The 26,041-nt window shown below is 58.2% G+C and carries 21 protein-coding genes and 1 other RNA gene; 15 read left to right on the forward strand and 7 right to left on the reverse strand.

Features of this window, described 5'->3' with window-relative positions:
- The first annotated feature begins 103 nt into the window (after positions 1-103).
- Positions 104-880: a copper homeostasis protein CutC gene (locus DWY76_RS01515; RefSeq protein WP_120079485.1), complete on the forward strand. Its 777-nt coding sequence runs from the start codon at positions 104-106 to the stop codon at positions 878-880.
- 77 nt (positions 881-957) lie between these two features.
- Here DWY76_RS01515 and DWY76_RS01520 read toward each other — a convergent pair whose 3' ends face one another.
- Both DWY76_RS01520 and pyk read right to left on the reverse strand, forming a co-directional pair.
- Positions 958-1,410, reverse strand: coding sequence for an S-ribosylhomocysteine lyase (locus DWY76_RS01520; RefSeq protein WP_005940027.1), 453 nt, complete (start codon positions 1,408-1,410; stop codon positions 958-960).
- Between the two features lie 18 nt (positions 1,411-1,428).
- Positions 1,429-3,183: a pyruvate kinase gene (pyk, locus tag DWY76_RS01525; RefSeq protein WP_120079487.1), complete on the reverse strand. Its 1,755-nt coding sequence runs from the start codon at positions 3,181-3,183 to the stop codon at positions 1,429-1,431.
- On the opposite strand from pyk, the gene DWY76_RS13795 reads away from it, so the two are divergent.
- The gene (locus tag DWY76_RS13795) at positions 3,164-3,568 is read left to right on the forward strand and encodes a hypothetical protein (protein WP_207665811.1); all 405 of its coding nucleotides are present in this window, start codon (positions 3,164-3,166) and stop codon (positions 3,566-3,568) included. The genes pyk and DWY76_RS13795 overlap by 20 nt on opposite strands.
- A 54-nt stretch (positions 3,569-3,622) precedes the next feature.
- A complete protein-coding gene (locus tag DWY76_RS01530; RefSeq protein ID WP_097774800.1) occupies positions 3,623-4,801 on the forward strand; it encodes a phosphopentomutase in 1,179 nt (392 codons plus the stop codon).
- A 186-nt stretch (positions 4,802-4,987) separates the two neighbouring features.
- Here the strand turns inward: DWY76_RS01530 and DWY76_RS01535 are convergent, their stop codons facing one another.
- The 4 genes from DWY76_RS01535 to rnpB all read right to left on the reverse strand — a co-directional run bounded on the left by DWY76_RS01535 (position 4,988) and on the right by rnpB (position 9,550).
- A complete protein-coding gene (locus DWY76_RS01535; RefSeq protein WP_120079489.1) occupies positions 4,988-6,694 on the reverse strand; it encodes an LCP family protein in 1,707 nt (568 codons plus the stop codon).
- Between the two features lie 19 nt (positions 6,695-6,713).
- Positions 6,714-7,067: a NusG domain II-containing protein gene (locus DWY76_RS01540; RefSeq protein WP_005940047.1), complete on the reverse strand. Its 354-nt coding sequence runs from the start codon at positions 7,065-7,067 to the stop codon at positions 6,714-6,716.
- 3 nt (positions 7,068-7,070) lie between these two features.
- Positions 7,071-8,996, reverse strand: coding sequence for an NAD(+) synthase (locus DWY76_RS01545; RefSeq protein WP_120079491.1), 1,926 nt, complete (start codon positions 8,994-8,996; stop codon positions 7,071-7,073).
- A gap of 216 nt (positions 8,997-9,212) precedes the next feature.
- An RNA gene (rnpB, locus tag DWY76_RS01550) (RNase P RNA component class A) lies at positions 9,213-9,550 on the reverse strand.
- A 109-nt stretch (positions 9,551-9,659) separates the two neighbouring features.
- Between rnpB and DWY76_RS01555 the strand changes: the two genes are divergently transcribed.
- The 11 genes from DWY76_RS01555 (at position 9,660) to DWY76_RS01605 (ending at position 23,824) form a co-directional block, all read left to right on the forward strand.
- Positions 9,660-10,586 carry an RluA family pseudouridine synthase gene (locus tag DWY76_RS01555; protein WP_120079492.1) on the forward strand — a complete coding sequence of 309 codons (927 nt, stop codon included), beginning with the start codon at positions 9,660-9,662 and terminating at the stop codon, positions 10,584-10,586.
- Positions 10,587-10,760: 174 nt separating this feature from the next.
- Positions 10,761-12,644: a M23 family metallopeptidase gene (locus DWY76_RS01560; protein WP_243111883.1), complete on the forward strand. Its 1,884-nt coding sequence runs from the start codon at positions 10,761-10,763 to the stop codon at positions 12,642-12,644.
- Between the two features lie 78 nt (positions 12,645-12,722).
- A complete protein-coding gene (deoD, locus tag DWY76_RS01565; protein ID WP_005940061.1) occupies positions 12,723-13,442 on the forward strand; it encodes a purine-nucleoside phosphorylase in 720 nt (239 codons plus the stop codon).
- A 91-nt stretch (positions 13,443-13,533) separates the two neighbouring features.
- Positions 13,534-13,980 (forward strand): cytidine deaminase, encoded by a 447-nt coding sequence (locus DWY76_RS01570; RefSeq protein ID WP_005940064.1) that lies wholly within the window; start codon positions 13,534-13,536, stop codon positions 13,978-13,980.
- Between the two features lie 284 nt (positions 13,981-14,264).
- Positions 14,265-15,440 carry a BMP family ABC transporter substrate-binding protein gene (locus DWY76_RS01575; RefSeq protein ID WP_005940071.1) on the forward strand — a complete coding sequence of 392 codons (1,176 nt, stop codon included), beginning with the start codon at positions 14,265-14,267 and terminating at the stop codon, positions 15,438-15,440.
- 295 nt (positions 15,441-15,735) lie between these two features.
- Positions 15,736-17,250 carry an ABC transporter ATP-binding protein gene (locus tag DWY76_RS01580; protein WP_097782087.1) on the forward strand — a complete coding sequence of 505 codons (1,515 nt, stop codon included), beginning with the start codon at positions 15,736-15,738 and terminating at the stop codon, positions 17,248-17,250.
- A 3-nt stretch (positions 17,251-17,253) separates the two neighbouring features.
- The gene (locus DWY76_RS01585) at positions 17,254-18,423 is read left to right on the forward strand and encodes an ABC transporter permease (protein ID WP_005940077.1); all 1,170 of its coding nucleotides are present in this window, start codon (positions 17,254-17,256) and stop codon (positions 18,421-18,423) included.
- A gap of 1 nt (position 18,424) precedes the next feature.
- A complete protein-coding gene (locus DWY76_RS01590; RefSeq protein WP_120079496.1) occupies positions 18,425-19,342 on the forward strand; it encodes an ABC transporter permease in 918 nt (305 codons plus the stop codon).
- A 171-nt stretch (positions 19,343-19,513) separates the two neighbouring features.
- A complete protein-coding gene (locus DWY76_RS01595) occupies positions 19,514-20,833 on the forward strand; it encodes a thymidine phosphorylase (RefSeq protein WP_005940085.1) in 1,320 nt (439 codons plus the stop codon).
- A gap of 168 nt (positions 20,834-21,001) precedes the next feature.
- Positions 21,002-22,372, forward strand: a complete 1,371-nt coding sequence (gene trkA, locus DWY76_RS01600) for a Trk system potassium transporter TrkA (RefSeq protein WP_005940088.1) — start codon at positions 21,002-21,004, stop codon at positions 22,370-22,372.
- 12 nt (positions 22,373-22,384) lie between these two features.
- Positions 22,385-23,824, forward strand: a complete 1,440-nt coding sequence (locus DWY76_RS01605; protein WP_120079498.1) for a TrkH family potassium uptake protein — start codon at positions 22,385-22,387, stop codon at positions 23,822-23,824.
- 148 nt (positions 23,825-23,972) lie between these two features.
- Here DWY76_RS01605 and DWY76_RS01610 read toward each other — a convergent pair whose 3' ends face one another.
- Positions 23,973-25,511 (reverse strand): YifB family Mg chelatase-like AAA ATPase, encoded by a 1,539-nt coding sequence (locus DWY76_RS01610; protein ID WP_120079500.1) that lies wholly within the window; start codon positions 25,509-25,511, stop codon positions 23,973-23,975.
- Between the two features lie 160 nt (positions 25,512-25,671).
- On the opposite strand from DWY76_RS01610, the gene DWY76_RS01615 reads away from it, so the two are divergent.
- Positions 25,672-26,028 carry a hypothetical protein gene (locus tag DWY76_RS01615; protein ID WP_179860458.1) on the forward strand — a complete coding sequence of 119 codons (357 nt, stop codon included), beginning with the start codon at positions 25,672-25,674 and terminating at the stop codon, positions 26,026-26,028.
- Positions 26,029-26,041 lie beyond the last annotated feature (13 nt).

Here is a 26,041-nt window from a genome sequence, read left to right on the forward strand (position 1 = left end):
GGCCGCAGCTTTTTTGCTGCCACAGGGTTTTATAAAACGGAAAAACGTGGTAGAATAAACCAGAATGCCGGGTTCAAAGCCCGGCAAAAAGGGAGGAATTGAAATGCGTTCTGTTCTGGAAGTATGTGTGGACAGCACTGCCAGTGCACTGGCAGCAAAGCGCGGCGGTGCCAGCAGGCTGGAACTGTGTGCCGACCTGATCGTGGGCGGTACAACGCCCAGCCTTGCGCTGGTGCATCAGGTCAAGGCGGAGACCGGCCTGCCGGTGCGCGCTCTGCTGCGGCCCCGGTTCGGAGATTTCTGTTACGACAGCTACGAGCTTGCCCAGATGGAACAGCTGGCCGCAGAGCTGGTGGAGGCCGGGGCGGATGGTATCGTGACCGGTGTGCTGACCCCGGAAGGGCAGCTGGATGCGGAGGCCATGCGGCCCATTTATGCGGCGGCGCGCAGGGCAGCGGAAAAGGCAGGCCGTCCGGTGGCGTGTACCCTGCACCGTGCCTTTGATGTCAGCGCCGACCCCTTTGCGGCACTGGAAACGGTCCGGAGCATGGGCCTTTGTACCATCCTCACCAGCGGGCAGGCGGCGAGTGCCCCAGAGGGAGCGGAGCTTCTCGGCCGACTGGTGGAGCGGGCAGGGGACAGCGTGGAAATTCTGGTAGGTGCCGGTGTCACGGCACAAAACATCCCGGCACTTGCCGCACAGACCGGGGCACATGCGTTCCACCTTTCCGGCAAGCAGGTGCTGCAAAGCCGCATGACCTTCCGCCGCGAGGGTGTGCCCATGGGGCTGCCGGGCTTTTCAGAGTTTGAGGTATGGCAGACGGATGAAGAAAACATCCGTGCTGCACGGCAGGCACTGGATGCGATCAAGAACAACTAAAACGAAAGCGCTCTCCCAACGGAAACCCGGTGGGAGAGCGCTTTTTTATGATGATGAATTTGAAGGGTGAAGATAGCTTAGTAATGCAGCTCGTCGCCGGTCAGTGCTTCCAGCACCGGCAGCATGGCAGCGGCCTCGGCCTTGGCGGCGGGCAGATCCATATCGCGGTAGTTGCCGCACTCCACTTCGCTGGCCCCGGGCACAGCGCCCTCAAAGCCAGCCATGAAGCGGAAGGATTCCACCGTCAGCTCCAGTGCCTCGGCGGGAGTCAGGCCGCGGGTGAGCAGATAGAAGCCGGTGCGGCAGCCCATGGGGCCAACGTAGATCACGCTGTCCTGAAAGGCGCTGTTACGTGCATAGGTGGCAAACAGATGCTCCAGCGTATGGGCGGCACCGGTGGACAGGTAATCGCCGTGATTGGGCCTTTTCATGCGGATGTCCCATGTGAGAACATCGCCGTCCTGACGGCTCAGATACATGCCGCGGTCCAGTTTGGTATGGTCAACACAGAAGCTTGCAATGCGTTCCATGAGTTTTTCTCCTTTGGCTTATGCCTGCAGGCGCTGCACGCTGCCGTGCGCGCAGTCCACAGCGATCATCAGGCCGTCACGGATGTGGCTGGTAGCACCGGCGGCACCCACAACGGTAGGCTTGAGCAGGGCCTTGCCGGCAATGGCGGCATGGCTGTTCAGGCCCGGCTCTTCCACCACCAGAGCGGCGGCATCACGCACGTAACTCAGCATTTCGTTGCTGGTGGAGGGCACCACCAGAACCATGCCGGGCTTGAACTTTGCACGCACCTCTTCCAGAGTGCGGCAGACGCAGGCCTTGCCGGTGGCGCTGGTTACGTCGGCATTCTCGCGGCCAACGCCCACACCGGTAGCCAGACAGTTGCCTACCATGTGGATCTTGATCATGTTGGTGGTGCCGGACACGCCCACAGGCACGCCTGCGGTCACAACGGCCAGCTCACCGTTGTGCAGGTAGCCGTTCTCCTTGGCCAGAGAGGTGGACATCTCGATCAGCTCATCAGTGCTGTGTGCCAGAGGCATCATCAGCGGGGTGATGCCCCAGCTCAGGGCCAGCTGACGCTGCACCTGCTCCTTCATCACGCAGGCGATGATGGGCTGCTCCGGGCGGTACTTGCTCAGCAGACGGGCGGTGTTGCCGGACTCGGACACGGTGACGATGGCGGCAGCATTCACGTCCTTGGCGGTCAGGCAGGCAGCATGTGCAGTTGCATCGCTCACGCTGATCTTGCCGGTGTTCTCGGCGAGGGGCGCAAAGCGGGAGTGATTCTCCTGCTCGGTGCGCTCAGCAATGGCAGACATGGTCTTGAGGGCCTCCACGGGGTAAGCACCGGCAGCAGTCTCGCCGGAAAGCATGATGGCAGAGGTGCCGTCGTAGATGGCATTTGCCACGTCAGAGATCTCGGCGCGGGTGGGACGGGGGTTCACGATCATGCTGTCCAGCATCTGGGTAGCGGTGACGATGGGCTTGCCAAAGGAGAAGGAGCGCTCGATGATGTTCTTCTGGATGCCGGGCAGCTCGGTAAAGTCAATCTCAACGCCCAGATCGCCGCGGGCCACCATGACAGCATCGGCTGCAGCCAGAATGCTGTCGATGTTGTTCACGCCCTCACGGTTCTCGATCTTGGCGATGATGCGGATATCGGAATCATATTCGTTGAGCAGGTTACGGATATCGTACACATCCTGCGCGGTGCGCACGAAGGAAGCAGCGATGAAGTCAAAGCCCTGCTGTGCGCCAAAGATGATATCGTCGCGGTCGCGCTGGCTCATATACGGCATGGACAGATGCACGCCGGGCACATTGACACCCTTCTTGTTCTTGATCTTGCCGTTGTTCAGCACCTTGCACACGATGTCGGTGTCGTTCACGGTGACGATCTGCAGCTTGATCAGGCCGTCGTCCAGCATGATGGTGCCGCCGGGCTGCACGTCCTGCGGCAGGTCCTTATAGGTGATGGAGCAGATCTCCTTGGTGCCTTCCACCTCGCGGGTGGTCAGGGTGAAGGTCTGGCCGGCTTCCAGCATTTCAGTGCCGTTCTTGAAGTCCTTCAGGCGGATCTCGGGGCCTTTGGTGTCCAGCAGGGCGGCGACCGGCTTGCCCAGCTCTTCACGGATGGCCTTCAGCTTTTCAAAGCGGCCCAGATGCTCCTCGTGAGAGCCGTGGGAAAAATTAAAACGGGCAACGTTCATGCCGTTGGCGACCAGCTCGCGCAGAACGCCTTCCTGATCGGTGGACGGGCCCAGAGTGCAGATGATCTTTGTTTTTCTCATATACTTTTACTACCTCCAACTACAACTTCACATTCTCTATTTTGCGGCAGGCTGTCCGCTGTCATACAGGCAGCTGCACGCGACCAACGGGAAAAAATCCCATGCTGTGGTACAAAAGCAGAAAAGTTCTGCTGTTCAAAACTTTTTCCACTTACTATTATATCCGCTTGGATACAATAGGGCAAGAAAAAAATCAAGCTGCGCTGCAATTTTTTTTGCAGCTAAGATGCCTTTGACACGAAATAACGCAGCAACGAATAAAAACGCCAAAACGCTTCGTCGGATTGTGAACGAAATGACGAACATTTTGGTGAAAATGACGGATATTTGCAGCACAGCAAAAACGCTTGCATCCGGCACAGGATTTGCTTATAATGATAAGTAAAGATAGTATCACTTATCCGGGGCAGGTCCCCGGAAGAAATGGAGAAAAAACGATATGGAAAAGCGTGTTTTTCTGATCGTCCTCGACAGCTTTGGCATTGGCGCAGAGCCGGATGCCGCCGCCTTTGGCGATGAGGGCACCAACACCCTGGGTGCCATTGCAAAACATCCCAACTTCAACTGCCCCAACCTGCAAAAGATGGGCATGTTCAACATTGATGGCGTGACCGCAGGCGAAAAGACCGCAGCGCCCATCGGCTCCTTTGCCCGCCTGCAGGAGCAGAGCATGGGCAAGGATACCACCATTGGTCACTGGGAGATCGCCGGTGTGGTAAGCCCCAAACCGCTGCCCACCTTCCCGAACGGCTTCCCGGATGAGCTGATTCACGAGTTTGAGGAAAAGACCGGCCACAAGGTGCTGTGCAACAAGCCCTATTCCGGTACGCAGGTGCTGAAGGATTACGGCGAGCAGGCCATGAAAGAAAACGCCCTTATCGTCTACACCAGTGCCGACAGCGTATTTCAGGTGGCCGCCAACGAAGAGCTGGTGCCGGTGCATGAGCTGTACCGCTACTGCGAGATCGCCCGCGAGATGCTCAAGGGCGAGTACGGCGTGGGCCGCGTGATCGCACGCCCCTTCCTGGGCCACACTGCGGATACCTTCTACCGCACCACCAACCGCCACGACCTGAGCCTCAAGCCGCCCCGCGCCACCATGCTGGATCTGCTGAAGGACGCTGGCAGGGATGTGATCGCTGTTGGTAAGATCTTTGACATCTTCGACGGTGAGGGTGTGACCGAGAAGATCAAAACCACTGGCAACACCAATGGCATCGCCTTTACCAAGGCCCTGCAGACCCGCGACTTTGAGGGCCTTGCCTTTGTGAATCTGGTGGACTTCGATATGCTCTACGGCCATCGCCGCGATGTAGCAGGCTATGCCGCCGCTGCCACCGAGTTTGACAAGTTCGTGGCCGACTTCATCCCCGGAATGCGGGAGGGCGATCTCCTCATGGTCACCGCTGACCATGGCTGCGACCCGTCCTATACCAAGACCACCGACCACACCCGCGAGTATGTGCCGTACCTGATCTGCGGCAAGGGCGTGAAGCCTGGCGTTGACCTTGGCACCCGTCTGTGCTTTGGCACCATCGCCCAGACCATCTGCGAGTATCTTGATGTGGATGCTTCCTCTCTGGACGGCAAGAGCGTCTGGAACGAGATCAAGGCATAATTATTTTGAATGAGAAAGCCGCCTGCATTGGTTCAAGATGCAGGCGGCATTTTTATGCAGTTTATCGGCACGGACTTTCTGGTGAAAAAGCAAAACAGGAAATGACCGCAGTCGTTTCCTGTTTTGCAAATAAAATAATATTTCCGCTATAGAGTCCGGAGCTTGCGCAGAGGATATTTCAAATCGTCAGGCCGCGTCGTTCTGCTGCGAAGCAGCATCCTGAATGGCACCCCAGATGGAGGAAGCCGCATTGTAGATGGACGATGCAGCCTGTTCCACCTCTTCCTGTGTGGGCAGGGAGATGGACGGTGCTTCTCCGGCCGTATCACCGCTGCCGGTCTCGCCCTCGGCGGGAGCTTCCGGCTCCTGCGGCTGGGTGTCGGCAGGCTGCTCTGCAGGCTGGTCAGCCGGGACGGTCTCTTCCGGCAGGCTGTCGGCGGGCACTTCCTCGGGAACGCTCTCCGCAGGCACCTCCGAAACAGCGGCGTTCGGGTCGGTGGTGGGGGTGAACACATCGGTCTTTTCCGGCTTCTGGGTGGTGTCGGCAACGGTGCCCTCACCGCCCAGCACGGACGCGATCATTTCCCTAGCCTTGCTCACAGAAGCATCATCCGGTTTCATGACGTAGAGCTTCTGTCCCTTGGCAGAGTAGCACTTGGTGCTGCTGGAGCTTGTGCCGGTGACGGTATAGCTTTCAATATCCCACTCGGCAAAGTCGCTCAGCTGCATCCGCACCAGCGCACTGATCTGATCCTGTGAAAAGCTGGTGACGAAGCAGTCGGCTGCGGCATCCATGATCTTGGAAAAGCCCATCAGCAGGGCAGGGGACTTGATCTTGTTCAGCATGGCATCGATCACCTTCATCTGGTTGATGCCGCGCTGGATATCGCCGGATGCAAAGGCGTGACGCTCACGGGCAAAGGCCAGAGCGGCCTTGCCGTCCAGATGGTTCCAGCCCTCCACAAAGGTGGTGGGGTCATAGTAGCCGGGGCTGCCAACAGAAGTGAACGCCTGATCGGAGTAGACATCCACGCCGCCCAGCGCATCGATGATGCTGATGAAGCCCGCAAAGTTGATGCGGATGTAATGGTCCACATTGACGCCGTACAGATTGCCCAGTGTGGCCATGCTGGTTTCCACGCCGTACAGACCGGCGTGAGTCAGCTTATCCTTGCTGTCAGTGCCGGCAAGGTCTACGTAGTAGTCGCGCGGGGTGTTGATCAGGGCCACCCTCTTGGTGACAGGGTTCACGGCAGCAAGGATATTCACGTCGCTGCGGGCATTTTCGGTCAACTCGCCGCGGGTGTCCACGCCGCTGAGGTAGATCACAAACGGCTCCTTGGTGATCTTGTTGGCCTCGGCACCGGTGAGCAGGCCAGAGGTCATGCTGCCCAGGGCAGAAAGGCCCTGCTGGGCCCAGAAGCAGCCCAGTGCCATGGCAGCGCACAGGAACACCGAAAATACCCGGGCCACCTTGCCGGGAACATTGTACTCCTGACAGTGCTTTACCAGCAGCCACAAAAGCGCCAGCAGCGCGGCCAGAATGACCAGATACAGCACCGGCAGCATCTGGGTGCGCCACAGCTGCACCAGTGCCAGAATGCTTAAAATACCTTGTAAGATCAGCAAAATTTTCCCCCACTTGGAAGGTACTGCCACGGCTCCATCCATGGGCGGCTGGGCCTTGGGCGGTACGGGTGTGTTGTGGCCGCTGCGCGGCGGCTTCTGGGGAGGCTGGGCCGGAGGCGGTGTGCTGGGCTGTTCCGGCGGCAGCTCGGAAAAAAACGCCGAGCTGTCTACCTCGATGGGCGCAGTATCCTCAGAGCCTTCCTTGCGGCTGATGTGCCGCAGAGAACGGTAATCTTCGTGGGAACGATCGTTTTCATCCATCATTCAAAACCACTCCTTTTTGTCAGGAAACAGGTACAATGGTCAGCACTGCACGGGCCGGAAGGCAGGTGGCGGTCTGATCTTCGTTGGAAAGCCAGCCAAAGCCTTCACAGATGTGATCCGGGCAGGGCGAATCCACGAACCGGGCTGCACCGTCCTTGATCTGAATGTGGACGGTATAGTAACCGGTGTCCACATCATAGGTCTCATCCACGTCCAGCGGCAGGTTCATGGTGGTGTTGTTGTCGCCGTAGATCAGCTCGGCCCGTAGCCCGGAGCCGGAAGCGTGCACGCGGCGCACCACCAGCAGCACAGCGGCAATGGCCAGAATGACCACGGCAAACAGAAGATTGGTAAGCAGCTTTTTGTTTTTCATGCGTTAATCCTTGATCTGCAATTGTTCCAGCTCGGCCAGCCACAGTGCGGCACAGGCATCGCTGGGCATCCGCCAGTCGCCGCGGGGCGAAAGGGTCACGCTGCCCACCTTGGGGCCGTCGGGCAGGCAGCTGCGCTTGAACTGTTGGGCAAAGAACCGCCAGTAGAAGTTGCGCAGCCACTTGTACAGCACGCTGTCCGGGTACTCCGGCCGGCCTGCGAATGCAGTCTTTGCCAGCCGGAAGATCTTGGCCGGGCCAAAGCCGAAGCGCAGCACCTGATACAGGTAGAAATCGTGCAGCTCGTAGGGTCCCACAAGGTCCTCGGTCTTCTGCGCGATCTCGCCGTCCTTGGCAGGCAGCAGCTCCGGGGAGACGGGCGTATCCAGAATATCCAGCAGCACCGTGCGCAGAGCATCGGTGGCGGCAATGTCGGCTTCGTAGCGCACAAGGTGGCGCACCAGCGTTTTGGGCACACCGGCGTTCACACCGTACATGCTCATGTGGTCGCCGTTGTAGGTGGCCCAGCCCAGCGCCAGCTCCGAAAGGTCGCCGGTGCCCACTACAAGGCCTCCGGTGCGGTTGGCGGTATCCATCAGCTCCAGCGTGCGCACGCGGGCCTGACCGTTTTCAAAGGTGACATCCAGCACGCTCTCGTCCTGACCGATGTCTGCAAAATGGCTGTGCACGGTGTTGGCGATATCGATCTCTTTAAAGGAGACTTGCAGCTCATCGCACAGGATCTCTGCATTGCTGCGGGTACGCTTCGTGGTGCCAAAGCAGGGCATGGTCACAGCCAGCACATCCCGGGCGGGGCGGCCCAGCTGCTTCATGGCACGCACGGCCACCAGCAGCGCAAGACAGCTGTCCAAGCCGCCGGAAATGCCGATAACGGCGGTCTTTGCGTGGGCGTGTTCCAGCCGCTTTGCAAGGCCGTCGGCCTGCATTTTCAGAATCAGCTCACAGCGTTCGGCGCGGCGCTTGGGGTCGCCGGGCACAAAGGGCGCGGGATCGATCCAGCGGGTCAGCGTGGTCTCTGCCGGTTCCAGATCGAACTCCACGGTCTGATAGCCCTCGCCGCTCAGCTCAAAACTGGTGTTGCGGGCACGCTCGGCTTCCATGCGCTGGCAGTCGATCTCGGTCTCGGCACAGCCGCCGTCAAAGGGAGCGTTCTCCGCCAGAATAGTGCCGTTCTCGGCGATCAGGTCGTGGCCGGCGAACACCATGTCCTGCGTGCTCTCACCGTGCCCGGCGGAAGCATACAGGTAGCCGCACAGCAGGCGGGCAGACTGGTTGGACACCAGCGCCCGGCGGTACTCGGCCTTGCCGACGGTCTCATCGCTGGCGGAAAGATTTGCGATCACGGTCGCACCGGCCAGCGCGTGGAAGGTGGAGGGCGGCAGGGCGCTCCACAGATCCTCGCAGATCTCCACGCCCAGCACAAAGCTGGGCATCTGGCGGCAGCGGAACAGCAGGGAAGTGCCAAAGGGCACCTGCTGACCACACACCTCCACCAGCTCCACTTCGGTGCTGCCCGGGGTGAACTGGCGCTTTTCGTAGAACTCGCCGTAGTTGGGTAGATAGGTCTTGGGCACAAGCCCCAGAATGCGGCCATGGCATAGCACGGCGGCGCAGTTGTACAGCTTGCCGTGCACCAGCAGCGGCAGGCCCACCAGCGTGACAACGTCCAGTGCTTTTGTTTCATCAAGCAGGGTGCTCAGGGCATCCAGTGCACCGGTCTGCAGCGTGCGCTGCAGAAACAGGTCGCCGCAGGTATAGCCGGTCAGGCAGAACTCGGGGAACACGGCCAGCTTTACGCCGCGGGCTGCGGCTTTGTGCAAAGCATCCGTGATCTGCCGGACATTATAGGCGCAGTCGGCCACCCGCAGTGCGGGAGAAAGGGCGGCTGCTTTCAAAAAACCATCTTTCATCGGAGGATTTCACATCCTGTCTTTCTTAGTTGACTGCAATTTCCTGCAGTGCACATAGTATACCACAAACAGACCCAAACGGGAAGTAAAAGAACAATGACAAAAACAAAACAGCCGCGCTCTCTCCATCTCGCACTGCCCGACGGAGAAAGCGGGCAAGACAAAAAATAAAAAATCCCACACAAAAATGTGCGGGAATCAAAGACTGAAAAATGGAAAACGAGATAGACCGTAAGCCGGGTTCTGTATTAAACGACGATCTGTCTAGACCTGCCATTGCTGACAGGTTCGTGCCGCCTTCGGGACACGCGAGCAGCGCTGTACGTCCCATATAGGCGTTGCTTCCGGTAGGGTTTACAAAGCCGCATGGTCACCCATGCGCTGGTGAGCTCTTACCTCGCCGTTTCATCCTTACCGCATTGCTGCGGCGGTTTGTTTTCTGTTGCACTTTCCCTAAGGTCACCCTCGGCTGCCGTTAGCAGTTACCGTGCTCTGTGAGGCCCGGACTTTCCTCAGAGCGGTCAAAGCCGCCCCGCCGCCGTATGTTCCACTCGTTTTCCGCTCCTCATGATACCATAAAAAAGCAGGATTTGCAAGTAGAAGCCTTTTTTGATATAATATCTTATATATTTTTATGTTTTTTTGCGCAGGAGGTGGGTGCATATGCGGCTGTTTTTTACGGTGCCCGATACGCCGCAGACCCAAAACGGAGTGCTTCTGCGCAATTTTCTGCGCCAGTGTGCCGTTTCTACCGACCTTGCCCGTGCAGTCAAGTTCCGGGGCAGCGGCTTTTTTTCGGATGGAGATCCTGTCCTTGCCAACCGCAGGGTGTACCCGGGGCAGACGGTCAGCTTTGAGCTGCCGCCGGAAGGGGAAGGCGTGGCCCCGCAGCCGGAGATCCCGGTAAACGTGGTCTATGAGGATGCCTTTGCAGTGGTGCTGGAAAAGCCGCCGCATCTGGCCGTGCACCCCACCCTGAACTACCCCTACGATACCCTTGCCAACGGGTATGCGGCATGGGCTGCGCAGCAGGGCATCAGCCCGGTGTTCCGCCCGGTGAACCGCATCGATAAGGACACCAGCGGCCTTGTTCTGGCTGCAAAGCACGCCTATGCTGCGCCGCTGCTGGCCCGGAATGTGGAAAAACTCTACTATGCCGTTGTGGAGGGAGAGCTGCCGCTGGGTCCGGGCGTGATCGACGCGCCCATTGGCCGCCAGGCGGAGAGCATCATTGGCCGCTGCGTGACCCCGGACGGCAAGCCAAGCCGCACCGAGTATACCATATTAGAAGCAGAAAACGGCCTGAGCCTTGCAGCCTGTGTGCCGGTAACGGGCCGCACCCATCAGATCCGGGTGCATTTTGCGTCCATCGGCCACCCGCTGGCTGGGGATGACCTTTACGGCGGGAGCCGGGAGTGCATTGGGCGGCAGGCGCTGCACTGTGCAAGGCAGAGCTTCCGGGTGCCGGTGTACACCCCGGTGGAGGGCGGAATCCGGGTGGAATGCCCGGCGAATGGAAATAACTGGAAAACTGCTGCGGCGGAAAGCCCGCTGCCGCAGGATATGAAACAGCTTTTTGGTGAAAAGTAAGTGAAAGAACCGCCCAAATTTTGTGACAATGCTTGTTTCAAAGACGGCAGGGTGTATAATAAAATAAGAATGTTGTGTGCATGAGCCTGCTGGAAAGGGCATGTGCGCCCAAGACCGCCGCCGTCTTATCCCGGCACCGTGTGTGCATTGGCGGCAAGGAAGGAGAAAAACCTTTTGATCGAAGACAAGACAAAGGAGCAGCAGCCCGCTTCACCGGTAAAACCGAAACGCGGCCAGAGGCTGCGCTCCCTTTGGGCACAGCTGCAATGCATGGGGCTTTTGCACCGGCACCGGCTGCGCCGTAAAACCCAGAATCATGTGAATGATTTTGGCAGAAAGCTTGCCCAGAATTCTGCCGTGCCAGTCATCGGGGAGACGCTGTATGCACTGGGCTATTCTACAGAGTATGGATTCGTCCGCGTTGGGCGCGGCCTGCGCAGCGGCTGGCTGTGGCTGTGTCAGGCATTTACGACACTGCTGGCAAATGCTGCGGCAATGGCGTTCCCGGGGGCAGCGCAGATGTTCCGGGACCTGTTCGGCCCGATCTGGCTGTTCTTCCGGGGCTGCGGTTCGCTGCTGGTGCACGCCCAACAGGTGCGGAAAGAAAAAGGCTTTGCCGCAGCCTGCAAAGCCAGCGTACATTATCTGGCCAGCGGCGTGCGCCGCAACCTGAAAACACTGCCGCGCATGGCCATGTATGTGCTGCCGGTGTGCGCACTGGCCGTTATGGTGACCGTGTTCAACCATACCGTCCGCCAGCCTTATGCGCTGGAGGTGCAGGTGAACGGCCAGACCGTCGGCTATGTGGCCAATGAGGATGTGTTCAACTCGGCCCGTGAGGCGGTGCAGGAGCGTATCAACTACGCAGACACCGACCATGCAAAGTGGACCGTGGAGCCTACCTACACCGTTACCGTGGCCCACAAGACCATGGATGAAAACGAGATGGCGGACGCGATCCTGAAGAGCGCCAGCGACGAGATCAGCGAGGGCACGGCCCTGTATCTGGATGGCGAGCTGACCGCAGTGTGCAGCGATGGTGTCAGCCTGCAGAGCTACCTGAGCAGCCTGCTGGAACCCTATGAGGACCCTGAGAACGCCAACGTGACCGTGGGCTTCAACAAGGAAGTCACGCTGGAAAACGGCATCTACTTCAACGACAGCTTTCAGGACGAAGCGGATGTGGAAAAGGAACTTTCCGGTGTGCAGCAGCAGGAAAAGATCTACACAGTGGGCGCAGGCGACACGCTATGGAGCATCGCCCAGAAAAACGACCTCACCTTCCGTGAGCTGTGCGAACTGAATACCAATTTCAAGGGCGCGCCCCTGAACGAGAAATCTAACATTCAGGCCGGTGATGAGCTGATCGTGACCAAGCAGGAAGCTACGCTGGAAGTGCGCATCACCAAGGTGGAGACCTGGCAGGAGGAGATCCCCTATACCACCGAGACCACCACCTCCAACGAATACACGGTGGGTACCAAGAAAACGGTGCAGAACGGTGTGAACGGCCTGCGTCAGATCACGGCGCAGCGTGTTTATAACACCGATGGCATCCAGCTTTCCCAGAAGATCCTGAGCACGGAAGTGGTGCAGGAGCCTGTCACCGAAAAAATCGTGAAGGGCACCAAAAAGGTGACCAGCAGCACCAGCTACATCACCGGCAGCGGTCAGTTCATCTGGCCGGTGCCCGGCTACCGGAACTGCTCGCGCTGGTACGGCGGCAGCCACAAGGGTGTGGATATCTGTGCGGCTGCCGGTACGCCCATCTACGCATCGGCGGGCGGCACCGTGACCAAGGCCGGCTACAACAAGGCCGGTGCCGGTACGGGTTATGGCTACTCCGTCATCATCAGCCACGGCAGCGGCTACACCACGGTGTATGCGCACTGTCTGTCGCTGGCGGTGCACTCTGGTCAGACGGTCAAGCAGGGCCAGCTGATCGGCTATGTGGGCAGCACCGGACGCTCCAGCGGCAACCACTGCCACTTTGAGATCCGCCGCAACGGCAGCTACATCGCGCCGCAGAATGTGTTCAACCGCAGAAAGTATAGGTAAAGGTAAGTTTGCAGAGGGCTTTTTCTCCGGAAAAGGCCCATCTGCTGTATTATGTAACAGAAAAGGAGAGATGATCTTATGTCTACCCCTCACATCAGTGCTGAAAAAGGCGATTTTGCAAAGACCGTCCTGATGCCGGGCGATCCTCTGCGTGCAAAATTCATTGCGGACACCTTCCTCAAGGATGTCCGTCAGGTGACCGGCGTGCGCGGGATGCTGGGCTTTACCGGCACCTACGAGGGCCGGCCCATCAGCGTGATGGGCAGCGGCATGGGTATGCCTTCCATCGGCATTTATTCCTATGAGCTGTTCAAGTTCTACGATGTAGAGAACATCATCCGCATCGGCTCTGCCGGCAGCTATACCGACAAGGCCAAGCTGTTTGACGTGGTGCTGGCCGCCGGTGCTGTGAGCGAGAGCAACTATGCCCGTGTGCAGAGCGGCTTTGAAGGGGACATCACGCTGCCCAGCCAGAGCCTGAACGACAAGCTGCGCGCATCTGCCGCCAAGCAGGGTATCCCCCTCATTGAGGGCAACATCCACTCTTCGGATGTGTTCTACCGTCAGCCCTCCGATGCAAAGCCCACCTACTGGGAAAAGCTGCGCGACGAGCGCGGCTGCCTGTGCGTGGAGATGGAGAGCTTTGCCCTGTTTGCCAATGCACAGGTGCTGGGCAAGAACGCTGCCTGCCTGCTGACCATTTCCGACAGCTTTGTTTCGCCGGAAATCACCACGGCAGAACAGCGCCAGAAGAGCTTTACCGATATGATGAAGGTAGCACTGGGTGCAGAATACTAAGCGTTAAAAACGCATTTCAGCGCGGTTTGCCTGCAAAAGGGCTTGCCGCGCTGTTTTCGACCCCTGAAAACCAAAAAAAGGAGTGACGGATATGACAAACCTGACCCTGGAAGAAAAGAAGGAGCTCATCCGCATGGCACTGGCTGCACGGGAAAAAGCCTATGTGCCCTACAGCGATTTTATGGTGGGCGCTGCCCTGCGCGCCAAGGATGGCCGCATTTTTACCGGCTGCAACGTGGAGAACGCTGCCTTTACCCCCACCAGCTGTGCAGAGCGCACGGCTCTGTTCAAGGCGGTGGCCGAGGGTGTGACCGAGTTCACAGACATTGCTGTGGTGGGCAGCCGCCGCGGCGAGGTGAACGAGCAGATCACTTCTCCCTGCGGGGTGTGCCGCCAGGCTCTGTTTGAATTCGGCGGGCCGGAACTGAACGTTATCATGGCAAAGACACCGGAAGACTTTATCGAGCGCAGCATGGACGAACTGCTGCCCTTCGGCTTTGGCCCCTCCAATGTGGCGGGCAACCGTGCCGTGAAGTGACGGGATAAAAACGCAGAGGTGCACTGCAGGACAATAAAGTGACGGCAATACGTGCATTGTGAGGCAAAACACAGGGGGTGCACGGAAAATGGCCGGAACTACGGCAAATTTGTGCATAAATACTACTTTTGATAAAAACTTACAAAATTATTGTAAAGATTTTGTAATCGGAATTTGCTTGCATCTGACACGGCTTGCCGTTATACTTGAGCCAGTAAATGTGCAGTTCTGCGCATTTTATTTGTTTGACGCAATTTTATTAAAAATAAAAGGAGAGTTTGATTATGATGATTTCTCGTCGTAATTTCCTGGCTGTGGCTGGTGCCGCTGCCGCTGCCGCTGCTCTGACCGCTTGCGGCGGTTCTTCCGCTTCTTCTACCAGCACCGCTTCTTCCGCTGCTGCTTCTACTGCTTCCTCTGCTGCTGAGGGCGGTGAGAAGATCGTCAAGGTCGCTCTGACCTGCGATACCGGCACGATCGATGATGAGAGCTTCAACCAGGCATGCTGGACTGCTGTTTCCGGCTACATGGGCGATGACTGCCAGTACTACATTCCCGAGGCTGACGCTTCCGATGAGGACCGCGAGACCATGATCCGTCAGGCTGTCAACGACGGCGCTGATGTGATCGTCTGCGTCGGCTACCTGTACGGCGCTTCTCTGGCATGGGCTGCTGACCAGTATCCCGATGTCAAGTTCATCGCCATCGATGTGACGCAGGGCGATATCGGCACCGACGCTATCCCTGCTAACTGCTACTGCATCACCTTCAAGGAGGAGCAGGCAGGCTATCTGGCAGGCTACGCCATCGCAAAGGACGGCAAGACCAAGCTGGGCTTCCTGGGCGGCATGGCTGTTCCCGCTGTTATCCGTTACGGCTACGGCTTCGTGCAGGGCGCTGACGCTGCTGCTGCTGAGCTGGGTCAGAACATCGAGATCAACTACTTCTATGGCGGCCAGTTCTACGGCGATGCAAACATCACCTCCCGTATGGAGGGCTGGTACTCCAACGGCACTCAGGTCGTCTTTGCCTGCGGCGGCGGCATCTACACCTCCGCTGTTGAGGCTGCTCTGAAGAACAATGGCTACGTCATCGGCGTTGACGTTGACCAGAACTACATCGGTGCAAACGGCGTTGCAGATGGTACCTACGCTTATAACCCGTTCATCACCTCTGCTATGAAGGGCCTGTCCGAGGCTGTCAACACTGCTCTGGCTGATATCGATGCCGGCAGCTGGGACGACATCGCAGGTTCCAATGGCAACTTCGGTCTGGAGGACGGCGATTATATCGGCCTGCCCACCGATGCAGACAGCTGGAACTTCGAGTCCTTCACCACCGACGAGTACGAGGAAGTCAAGGGCAAGATCAAGAGCGGCGAGATCACTGTTGATAACAGCTCCGACGACGCTACCAAGCCCACCGTCAGCGAGTTCACCACCGTCAACTACATCCAGTAAGCTGTTGTCCGGCAGGCCTGCCTGCGGACGATCGATAGTTCTTTTCAAAGCGGGGCATCCTGTAACGGGGTGTCCCGCTTTTTTCTGTCTTCTATTGGCGTAATGCGGGAAAAATGCAGCGTACTCTTCGTGAAAAGAGTACAAAAGTAATACTATTATCTGTGCTTTCTGCCAAAAAGCAAAAAAGACATGTGCAAATTGCCGCAAATCAGGTATAATGGAACTTAAAGAAGTATCGGTGTCGAAACGACACGAAAGGAGAGTGAGCAGATTGGCAGAGGATTTTGTGATCGAAATGCTCCACATTACCAAGGAGTTCCCTGGAATCAAGGCAAACGACGATATCACCCTGCAGCTGCGCAAAGGCGAGGTACATGCCCTGCTGGGCGAGAACGGCGCCGGCAAAAGTACGCTGATGAGCGTGCTGTTTGGCCTGTACCAGCCGGAAGCTGGTCAGATCCGCAAAAACGGCAAGGAGGTTGTCATCCGCAACCCCAATGATGCAAACGCACTGGGCATTGGCATGGTGCACCAGCACTTCAAGCTGGTGGAATGCTTCAGCGTGCTGGACAACATCATTCTGGGGGTGGAACCCAACAAGATGGGCTTTTTGCAGAAGGCCGAGGCACGCAAAAAGGTGATGGCCCTGAGCGAAAAGTACGGCCTGCGCGTGGACCCGGATGCACTGATCAGCGATATCTCTGTTGGTATGCAGCAGCGTGTTGAGATCCTGAAGATGCTGTACCGCGACAACGAGATCCTGATCTTCGACGAGCCTACCGCAGTGCTGACCCCGCAGGAGATCGACGAACTGATGGAGATCATGCGCGGGTTCAAGAAGGAGGGCAAGTCCATCCTGTTCATTACCCACAAGCTCAACGAGATCATGGCGGTGGCAGACCGCTGCACTGTTCTGCGCAAGGGCAAGTATATGGGCACCGTGGACATCAAGGACACCACCAAGGAAGAGCTTTCCCGCATGATGGTTGGCCGTGATGTGCAGCTGCAGGTGGACAAAAAGCCCGCAGACCCCGGCAGGGTGGTGCTGGATGTGGAAAACGTTACCATGCACAGCGCCCAGCACAAGAAGGACGCAGTCCGGGATGTCTCTTTTCAGGTGCACGCCGGTGAGATCGTCTGTCTTGCCGGTATCGAGGGCAACGGTCAGACCGAGTTCGTCTACGGCCTGACCGGTCTGGAAAAGATCAGCAGCGGCAAGATCACACTGGACGGCAAGGACATCACCAACGAGTCCATCCGTCAGCGCTCCAAGGACGGCATGAGCCACATCCCGGAGGACCGCCACAAGCACGGCCTTGTGCTGGACTACAGTCTGGAAAACAACATGGTGCTGCAGCGCTACTGGCAGCCCGAGTTCCAGAAGGGCGGCTTTATCCGCAGCGATAAGGTGCGCGAATATTCCGATAAGCTCATTGCCCAGTACGATGTGCGCAGCGGTCAGGGCAGCCTGACCACCGTGCGCAGCATGTCCGGCGGTAACCAGCAAAAGGCCATCATTGCCCGTGAGATCGATAAGGACCCGAAGCTCTTGGTGGCAGTCCAGCCCACTCGCGGTCTGGACGTTGGTGCAATTGAATACATCCACCGTCAGATCGTGGCCGAGCGCGATAAGGGTACGGCCGTGCTGCTGGTCAGCCTGGAGCTGGACGAGGTGATGAACCTGTCCGACCGCATCCTTGTGATGTACGAGGGCGAGGTCGTGGGCGAATTTGACCCCAAGACCACCACCGTGCAGGAGCTGGGCCTGTATATGGCAGGCGCACGCAAGCAGGGAAAGGAGAGCAAATAACACATGAACAAGAAAAAACTTTCCCACAGCAGTCTGAACAGCTCCATCACCAGTGTGCTGGCTGCTCTGCTGTGCATCCTGATCGGCCTTGTGGTTGGTTTTCTGGTGCTGCTGGCCATCAACCCGGCTCACGCATGGGGCGACGGCTTTGTGCGCATCCTGAAGGGCGGCTTCCATGACGCACCCTACGGTGTCGGCAAGGAGCTGGCAAATGCGGCTCCCCTCATTATGACCGGTCTGTCTGTGGCGTTTGCCTTCAAGACCGGCCTGTTCAACATCGGTGCGGCGGGTCAGTACACGCTGGGCGCTTACGGCGCTCTGTACTGCGCCATCATGCTCAAGCTGCCGTGGTTCGTCTGTCTGATTGCAGCCACCATTCTGGGCGGCATCTGGGGTGCGATCCCCGGCTTCTTCAAGGCCTACTTCAACATCAACGAGGTCATTACCTCCATCATGTTCAACTGGATCGGCCTGTATCTGGTCAATGAGCTCATTTACCAGAACGGCACCGGCCCCATGTACGATGTGCGCAACACCCGTACCATCAACATCAGCAAGAACGCCGATTACGCTCAGTCCATCATCCCGGATTTCGGCCTGAACAAGCTGTTCCAGACCAACAGCACCACCATTGCCATCTTCCTGGCGGCAGCAGTGGCAGTTCTGATCTGGGTGGTGCTGAACAAGACCACCTTCGGCTACGAGCTCAAGGCAGTCGGCCTGAACAAGAGCGCTGCCCGCTACGCCGGCATCAACGAGAAGAAGAACATCATCCTCTCCATGGCCATTGCCGGTGCGCTGGCCGGTTTTGGTGCGGGCCTGTACTATCTGTCCAATGTGTCCCAGTGGAACCCGCTGAACTCCACCAGCCTGCCGACAATGGGCTTCAACGGCATTTCCGTTGCACTGCTGGCAAGCTCCAACCCCATTGGCACCATTTTCTCGGCAATCTTCATTTCCCATATCTCGGTGGGCGGCTCCTTCCTTTCCACCAAGTATTACCCCACTGAGATCTCGGATCTGATCAGTGGTATCATCATCTACCTGTGTGCATTCTCCATGCTGTTCCGCGGCAAGATCCACGCACTGCTGTTCAAGAATGCCGATAAAACCAATGTGAACGCAGAGCCTGCTGCTCCTGCAAAATCTGCAACCGAAAAGGAGGGCAAGTGATATGCTGCTTCTGATCAAATATACGCTGCTGTATGGCATCGTTCTGATGCTGGTGGCACTGGGCGGTATGTTCAGTGAGCACTCCGGCATCATCAACATCGCACTGGAAGGCATCATGGTCATTGGCGGTGTGGCGGGTGTTCTCACCCTGACCATGTTGCCTGCCGAAATGCCGGTCTTCCTCGTGGTGCTGATCTCTGTTCTGGTGGCGGCACTGGCCGGTATGGTGTACAGCCTGCTGCTGGCCTTTGCCTCCATCAACCTGAAGGCAGATCAGACCATCGGCGGCACGGCCCTGAACCTGCTGGCCACTGCTATTGCGGTGGTCATTGCCAAGAATTTCAGCGATAGCGGCAGTGCAAAGCTGAACTACACCAACAGGCCCTTCCTGTTCAGCATCGGCGGGCTGGAGCTGAGCATTTTTGTGCCGCTGGGCATCATTCTGCTGATCATCAGCTATGTGGTGCTGTACAAGACCCGCTTTGGCCTGCGCCTGCGTGCCTGCGGCGAGCATCCGCAGGCAGCGGACTCTGTGGGCATCAATGTCTACAAGATGCGCTATGCCGGTGTTGTCATTTCCGGTGCACTGGGCGCGATCGGCGGCATGGCCTACATTGTGCCCCCGGTGCAGACCTGGAACTTTGAGGTGGGCGTGGCCGGCGCAGGCTTCCTTGCCATGGCTGTTATGATCTTTGGCCAGTGGAAGCCCTTCAACATCTTTGGCGCAGCCATGTTCTTTGCTGTGTTCAAGAGTCTGGCAAACATTGCAGACTCCACCTTCCTGGCACAGCTGCACTGGTCCAGCAACATCTACAACATGATGCCGTTCGTGGCGTCCATGATCATTCTTGCGTTTACCTCCAAGAACAGCATGGCACCCAAGGCAGAGGGCATCCCCTACGACAAGGGATCCCGCTAAAACGACGATTTGTGTTCCCAAAACAAGGGCGCAGCTGCTTTTCCGGGCGGCTGCGCCCTTTTTGGTTTGAAATTGGGCAAAGTTTACAGAATGATACTTGCTTTTGTTTGGAATTTTGCTATACTATATCTTATAATGTCGTACTATTGAAAAAACGAGGAGCGTGATACGATGCGCGTTTATGATCTGATTGCAAAAAAGCGTGATGGCGGTACGCACAGCCGTGAGGAGCTGGAGCAGATCGTCAATGGCTATGTCAGCGGAGAAGTGACTGATTACCAGATGGCTGCATGGATGATGGCTGTCTATCTGCGCGGCATGACCGATGAAGAAACCGCAGAGCTGACCGATGTGATGGCTCACAGCGGTGTGATGGTGGATCTTTCGCCCATTCCGGGCATCAAGGTGGACAAGCACTCCACCGGCGGCGTGGGCGACAAGACCACGCTGGTCATTGCCCCCATCGTGGCGGCCTGCGGCGTGAAGATCGCCAAGATGAGCGGCCGGGGCCTTGGCCATACCGGAGGCACCATCGATAAGATGGAGAGCGTGCCCGGCACCAGAACCGCCCTCTCACAGGAGGAGTTCTTTGCGCAGGTGAACAGGATCGGCCTGTCGGTCATTGGCCAGAGCGAGGGCATTGCCATTGCCGACAAAAAGATGTACGCCCTGCGGGATGTGACCGCGACCGTCAGCTGCATCCCACTCATCGCATCCAGCATCATGTCCAAGAAACTGGCTTCCGGCTCGGATGCCATCCTGCTGGATGTGACCACCGGCACCGGAGCTTTTATGAAAACGGTAGACCAGAGCATTGAGCTGGCCAAGCTGATGGTATCCATTGGCACCCATCACGGCCGCCGGGTGGCTGCCATGATCACCGATATGGACACCCCGCTGGGCCATAACATTGGCAACAGTCTGGAAGTCATGGAAAGCATGGATGTGCTCAAGGGCCATGGCCCCGCCGACCTGACCGAGGTCTGCCTGCAGCTGGCGGCGAACATGCTGGTGCTGGCCGATAAGGGCACTCCTGCCGAGTGCCGCGCCATGGCCGAGGCGGCGATTGCCGATGGGTCTGCCTTTGCTAAGTGCAAGGAGATGTTTGCGGCGCAGGGCGGCGATACCCGCGTGCTGGACGATTACAGCCTGTTTGAGCAGCCCGCGGCAAGCTTTGAGCTGCTGGCAGAGCAGGACGGTTACATTGTGGCGAACGACGCCGAGAAGATCGGCTCTGCCAGCGTACTGCTGGGTGCGGGCCGACAGAAAAAGGGCGACCCGCTGGATTTTGCCGCCGGCATCACCCTGCATAAAAAGCGCGGCGACTACGTAAAGAAGGGCGAGAGTCTGGCTACCTTCTACGGCGCAGCCGATAAGTTTGAAGCTGCCGCCGCCGAGTACCGCAGCGGCCTTGGATACGGCCCTGAGAAGCCGGAGGAAGCCCCGCTGGTGTATGCCCTTGTAACGAAGGACGGCGTGGCGCGCTATTAAATGAAATAAAAGCTTCCGGGACGGTATCTCCCGGGGCTTTTTTGCGTCATTTGGCAGGTTTTTGTTGCATAATGTGGAAAACAGTGGAACTTTGGCAGGAGATATGGTATACTATGATGGATTTGTGCTGTCCCGGCAGAAGGGACGCGGAAAGAGAAAGGACTTGTTATGAAGATCATTCTGGTGGGCGGCGGCAAGGTTGGTACTGCGCTGGCGCGGCAGCTCAGTGAGGAAGACCATAATGTGACCATTGTGGATACCAACAAAGCGCGTGTGGAGCACCTGACTGAAAGCTACGATGTGCTGGGCATCGTGGGCAACGGTTCCTCGATCACCACGCTGGCAGAGGCCGGCATTGAAGACGCGGATGTGTTCATTGCCGTGACCGGTTCGGATGAGCTGAACCTGCTGTGCTGCATGTTTGCCAAAAAGGCGGGCCACTGCCATGCAATTGCCCGTGTGCGCAACCCGTCCTACAGTCATGAGCTGGACTTTATCAAAAAGCAGATCGGCATTTCGGCCATCATCAATCCGGAAATGGCTGCAGCAAAGGAGATCTCCCATCTGCTGCGCTTCCCGGGTGCAAGCAAGATCGACACCTTTGCAGACGGCCGTGTGCGGCTGATCAAGTTTGCACTCACTGCAGAGCAGGGGCTGGATGGCGTGGCCATCCGCGAGATCCCCACCCGCCTGAAGAGCGACATTCTGGTGTGTGCAGTGGAGCGCAGCGGCGGCGTGATCATCCCGAACGGTAACTTTGTACTGCAGAACGGCGATCAGGTCACCTTCCTTGCAACACAGGATAAGGCCCACGAGTTCTTCCAGCGCATCCACCTGCCGGTGCGCCCGGTGCGCAATGCCTTCATCGTGGGCGGCGGTGCCATCGCCTTCTATCTGAGCCAGGAGCTGCTGGAAAACCACGTGCGTGTGCGCATCGTGGAGCGCGACCCTGCCCGCTGCATGGAGCTGGCCGAGCAGCTGCCCGGCGCACAGATCCTGAACGAGGACGGCTCCAACCGCGAATTCCTACTCTCGGAGGGCATGGAGTCCACCGAGGCTTTTGTGGCCCTGACCAACATCGACGAGGAGAATGTGCTGCTGACCCTGTTTGCCAAAAAGCACTCCAAGGGCAAGCTGGTCACCAAAGTCAACCGTCTGGAATTTGATGATATTCTGGCCGGTCTGGATCTGGGCAGCGTGGTCTACCCCAAGTACATGACCTGCGATTACATCGTGCAGTATGTGCGTGCACTGCAGAACGAAGCGGGCAGCAACATCAAGACGCTGTACCGCATTCTGGACGACCGCGTGGAAGCGCTGGAATTTACCGTCCACGAGAAGAGCGCTGCCACCGGTGTCCCCCTGAGCCAGCTGCACCTGAAAAAGAATCTGCTGCTGTGCTGCATCACCCGCGGCCATCAGATCCTGATCCCGCGCGGCGGCGACCAGATCCAGGTGGGCGACAACGTGATCGTGGTCACGCTGGAGCATGGTCTGCATGACCTGCGCGATATTCTGGACAAGGGCGCAGAGGGTTGACGGAGGCAGACTATGAATTATGCGATCGTTTTCCGTCTGCTGGGCTATGTCATGCTGATCGAGGGTGCGCTGCTGCTGCTGCCCGCAGCGGCCAGCTGGATCTACGGCGAATGGTTCGTGCTGGGCGTGTTTCTGATCACGGCGGCAGTCAGCGCCGCCATCGGCTACGCCCTGCGCGGCATCAAGCCTAAAAGCAAGATGTTCTATATGCGGGAGGGCTTTGCTGCTACCTCGCTGAGCTGGATCGTCATTTCCATCGTGGGCGCCGTTCCGTTTGTGGTGGCGGGCTGCATCCCGAACCCGGTGGATGCCCTGTTTGAGACGGTGTCCGGCTTTACCACCACCGGTGCCAGCATCCTGCCCGGGGTGGAGGATCTGCCCAAGGGCATCCTGTTCTGGCGCAGCTTCACCCACTGGATCGGCGGCATGGGCGTTCTGGTGTTCCTGCTCTCGCTGCTGCCCCTGACCGGCGGCTCCCACGTCAACCTGATGAAGGCAGAAAGCCCCGGCCCTCAGGTGGATAAGCTGGTGCCCAAGGTGCAGTCTACCGCAAAGATCCTGTACGGCATCTATTTTGCACTCACCGTGCTGGAGGTGGTATTCCTGCTGCTGGGCGGCATGCCGCTGTTTGAGTCCATGCTCACGGCCTTCGGCACGGCGGGCACCGGCGGCTTCGGCTTCAAGAACGACAGCTTTACCAGCTTTTCTCCCTACATCCAGTGGGTCGTGACCATCTTCATGATCCTGTTTGGTGTCAACTTCAATGCCTACTTCCTGCTGCTGCTGCGCAAATTCAACCGCGCCATCAGCGAGGAAGTGCGCGGCTACTTCGCCATTATTCTGGTGGCAATTGGCATTATCACGGCCAATATCTACAGCCTTTATAACAGCTTTGGCGAAGCGGTGCGTCAAGCAGCCTTTCAGGTGGGTTCCATCATCACCACTACCGGTTTTTCCAGCTGTGATTTTGACCTGTGGCCCACTCTCTCCAAAGAAATTCTGGTAGTGCTCATGTTCATTGGTGCCTGCGCAGGCAGCACCGGCGGCGGCATCAAGGTGAGCCGCCTCCTCATTCTGGGCAAGACCTTGGGCAAGGAGCTCAAGCAGGCACTGCACCCGCAGGTGGTGGCCCCCGTCCGCATGGACGGCAAGCTGCTCAACCACGAGACCATCCGCACCACCAATGTGTTTATGGGCGCGTATTTCTTCATCTTCGTGGTATCCTTCCTGCTCATCAGTCTGGATGGCTTTGATATGGTGACGAACTTCACAGCCATTGCAGCTACTTTGAACAACATCGGCCCGGGCCTTGCGCAGGTAGGCCCCATGATGAACTTTGGCAGCTTTACGAACCCCGCAAAGCTGGTGATGATCTTTGACATGCTGGCCGGCCGTCTGGAAATCTTCCCGATGCTGGTGCTGTTCCTGCCGGATACATGGCGCAGATTCTAAAAAGCAATTATAAAAAGCCATCTGTGATCTTCTGCTCGTATTGAGCATTTGGAAAGATACAGATGGCTTTTTTGCGCGTAACGGTAAGCTGCACAAACCCTTCCCTTTTCGGGGAGGGCGGATCTGCGAAGCAAAGACGAAGAAGCTTTTATACTTCCACTTTTTCCTGTGCCCGGTACTGCAGGGCTTCCAGCACACAGTCCTCATCCAGCAGCTGTTTGCCTGCCAGATCGGCCACCGTGCGGGCCACCCGAAGGATGCGGTCATGGGCGCGGGCGGAAAGGCCCAAAGCGTCGTAGGAGGCACGCAGCAGCCGCTCGGCGGCGGGGGTCATGCGGCAGACGCGCCGCACCTGCCCGGCGGTGAGCTGGGCGTTGCAGAGCACACCCTCAAAACCCGGGGCGGCATAGCGCTTTGCCTGAATGGCCCGGGCGGCAAGCACCTGTTTGCGCAGATCGGCGCTGCTCTCGGAAGGGACGACGGCGTGCAGCTCGTCAAAGGCGATGGGGTCCATCTCCACGCACAGGTCGATACGATCCAGCAGCGGGCCGGACACACGGCTGCGGTACTGCCGCACGGCACTGGGTGAGCAGGTGCACTGCCGGGTGGGGTGGCCGTAGTAGCCGCACTTACAGGGGTTCATGGCGGCTACCAGCTGGAAGCGGCTGGGATAGGTGGCACTGCCTGCCGCTCGGCTCACGGTGATCTGGCCGTCCTCCAGCGGCTGGCGCAGCACTTCCAGACTCTCGCGGGAGAACTCCGGCAATTCGTCTAAAAACAGCACACCGCAGTTGGCAAGGCTGCACTCGCCGGGCCGGAACTGTGCGCCGCCGCCAGCCAGAGCCGCGGCACTGGCCGAGTGGTGCGGACTGCGGAAAGGCCGTGCAGAGATCAGGCCCCGGCCCTGCGGCAGCTGCCCTGCAATGGAATAAATTTTAGTGGTCTCCACGGCTTCCTCACGGGTGAGCGGCGGCAGGATGCCGGGCAGACGCTTTGCCAGCATGGATTTGCCGGTGCCGGGTGCGCCAATGAGCAAAACATTGTGTCCGCCTGCGGCAGCAATGACCATAGCCCGCCGCGCCAGTGACTGGCCCAGTACGTCCGCAAAATCCGGAACCTGTGCCCATGCGTCTGCAGGGTCAAAGGGAACAACAGCCGCCGGGGCAAGCGGGGAGATGCCGCGCAGGGCATCTACAACTTCGCGTGCCGTGTGGGCGGGGTAGACGGCCATGCTGTCGGCACAGGCCTCGGCTGCTTCGGCGGCATTCTCGGCAGGTACATACAGGGCGTGGATGCCATTTTCTGCTGCAGCCAGCGCCATGGGCAGCACGCCGGAAACCGGCCGCAGGGTGCCGTCCAGTGCCAGTTCGCCCAGAAATGCCGCGTCGGCAGGCACATCCTCCAGCTGGCCGCTGGCAGTGAGCACTGCCAGCAGAAGCGGCAGGTCGTACACCGGGCCGGTCTTGCGCACATCCGCCGGGGCAAGATTGATGGTAATGCGCCGGTCCGGGAACTTGAAGCCCAGATTTTTGATGGCGGCGCGCACACGGTCGGCGCTTTCACGCACAGCGGAATCCGGCAGGCCCACGATGGAAAAGGCGGGCAGACCGCCGGAAATGTCGGCCTCCACTGCCACGGCAAAGCCGCTCAGGCCGTTCAGACCAAAGCTTCTGGTAACAGAATACATGTTGTTCTCCCTTATCCCAGCGGATGATATGACGGAAAAGAATTGGCAAAAGTGGAAAATATTGGATGATTATGTCATACTTCGACACAAAAATACTTCTGAATTCATTATAGTAAAGGGCAGGAAAGATGTCAATGCGATAGAGAGGAGAGAGTTTTCCATGATGAGCAAAGAATACTGCCGCTATATCCGTACATATTCAGAACTGGAAGGGCTGCAGCATGCCCACACCCTTGTATATTGCGGTGCCGCCGCTGCGCAGGGCGTTGTAATGGAGCTGCGGCAGGAGCAGGATGGCCGGGTGCGCCGCAGCGCGGTGCTGCTGCAGGACAGTTTTGCCCGGGCAATGCAGCTGCTGCGCTACCTGTGTGAAAACAGCATCGGTTTGGAGCAGTGGCTGGACGTTCTGGACGATGCAGGCCAGAGTTATGAACTGCTGGAAAATGCAGGCGAGGCCGGGATAGTTCCCGACTTTACCGGGAAAAACTTGGAATTTTGTGCCATATGCCGGTTTTGAACTGCAAATCTTG

The organism is Faecalibacterium sp. AF27-11BH (assembly GCF_003603005.1).
Lineage (GTDB): Bacteria > Bacillota > Clostridia > Oscillospirales > Ruminococcaceae > Faecalibacterium > Faecalibacterium taiwanense.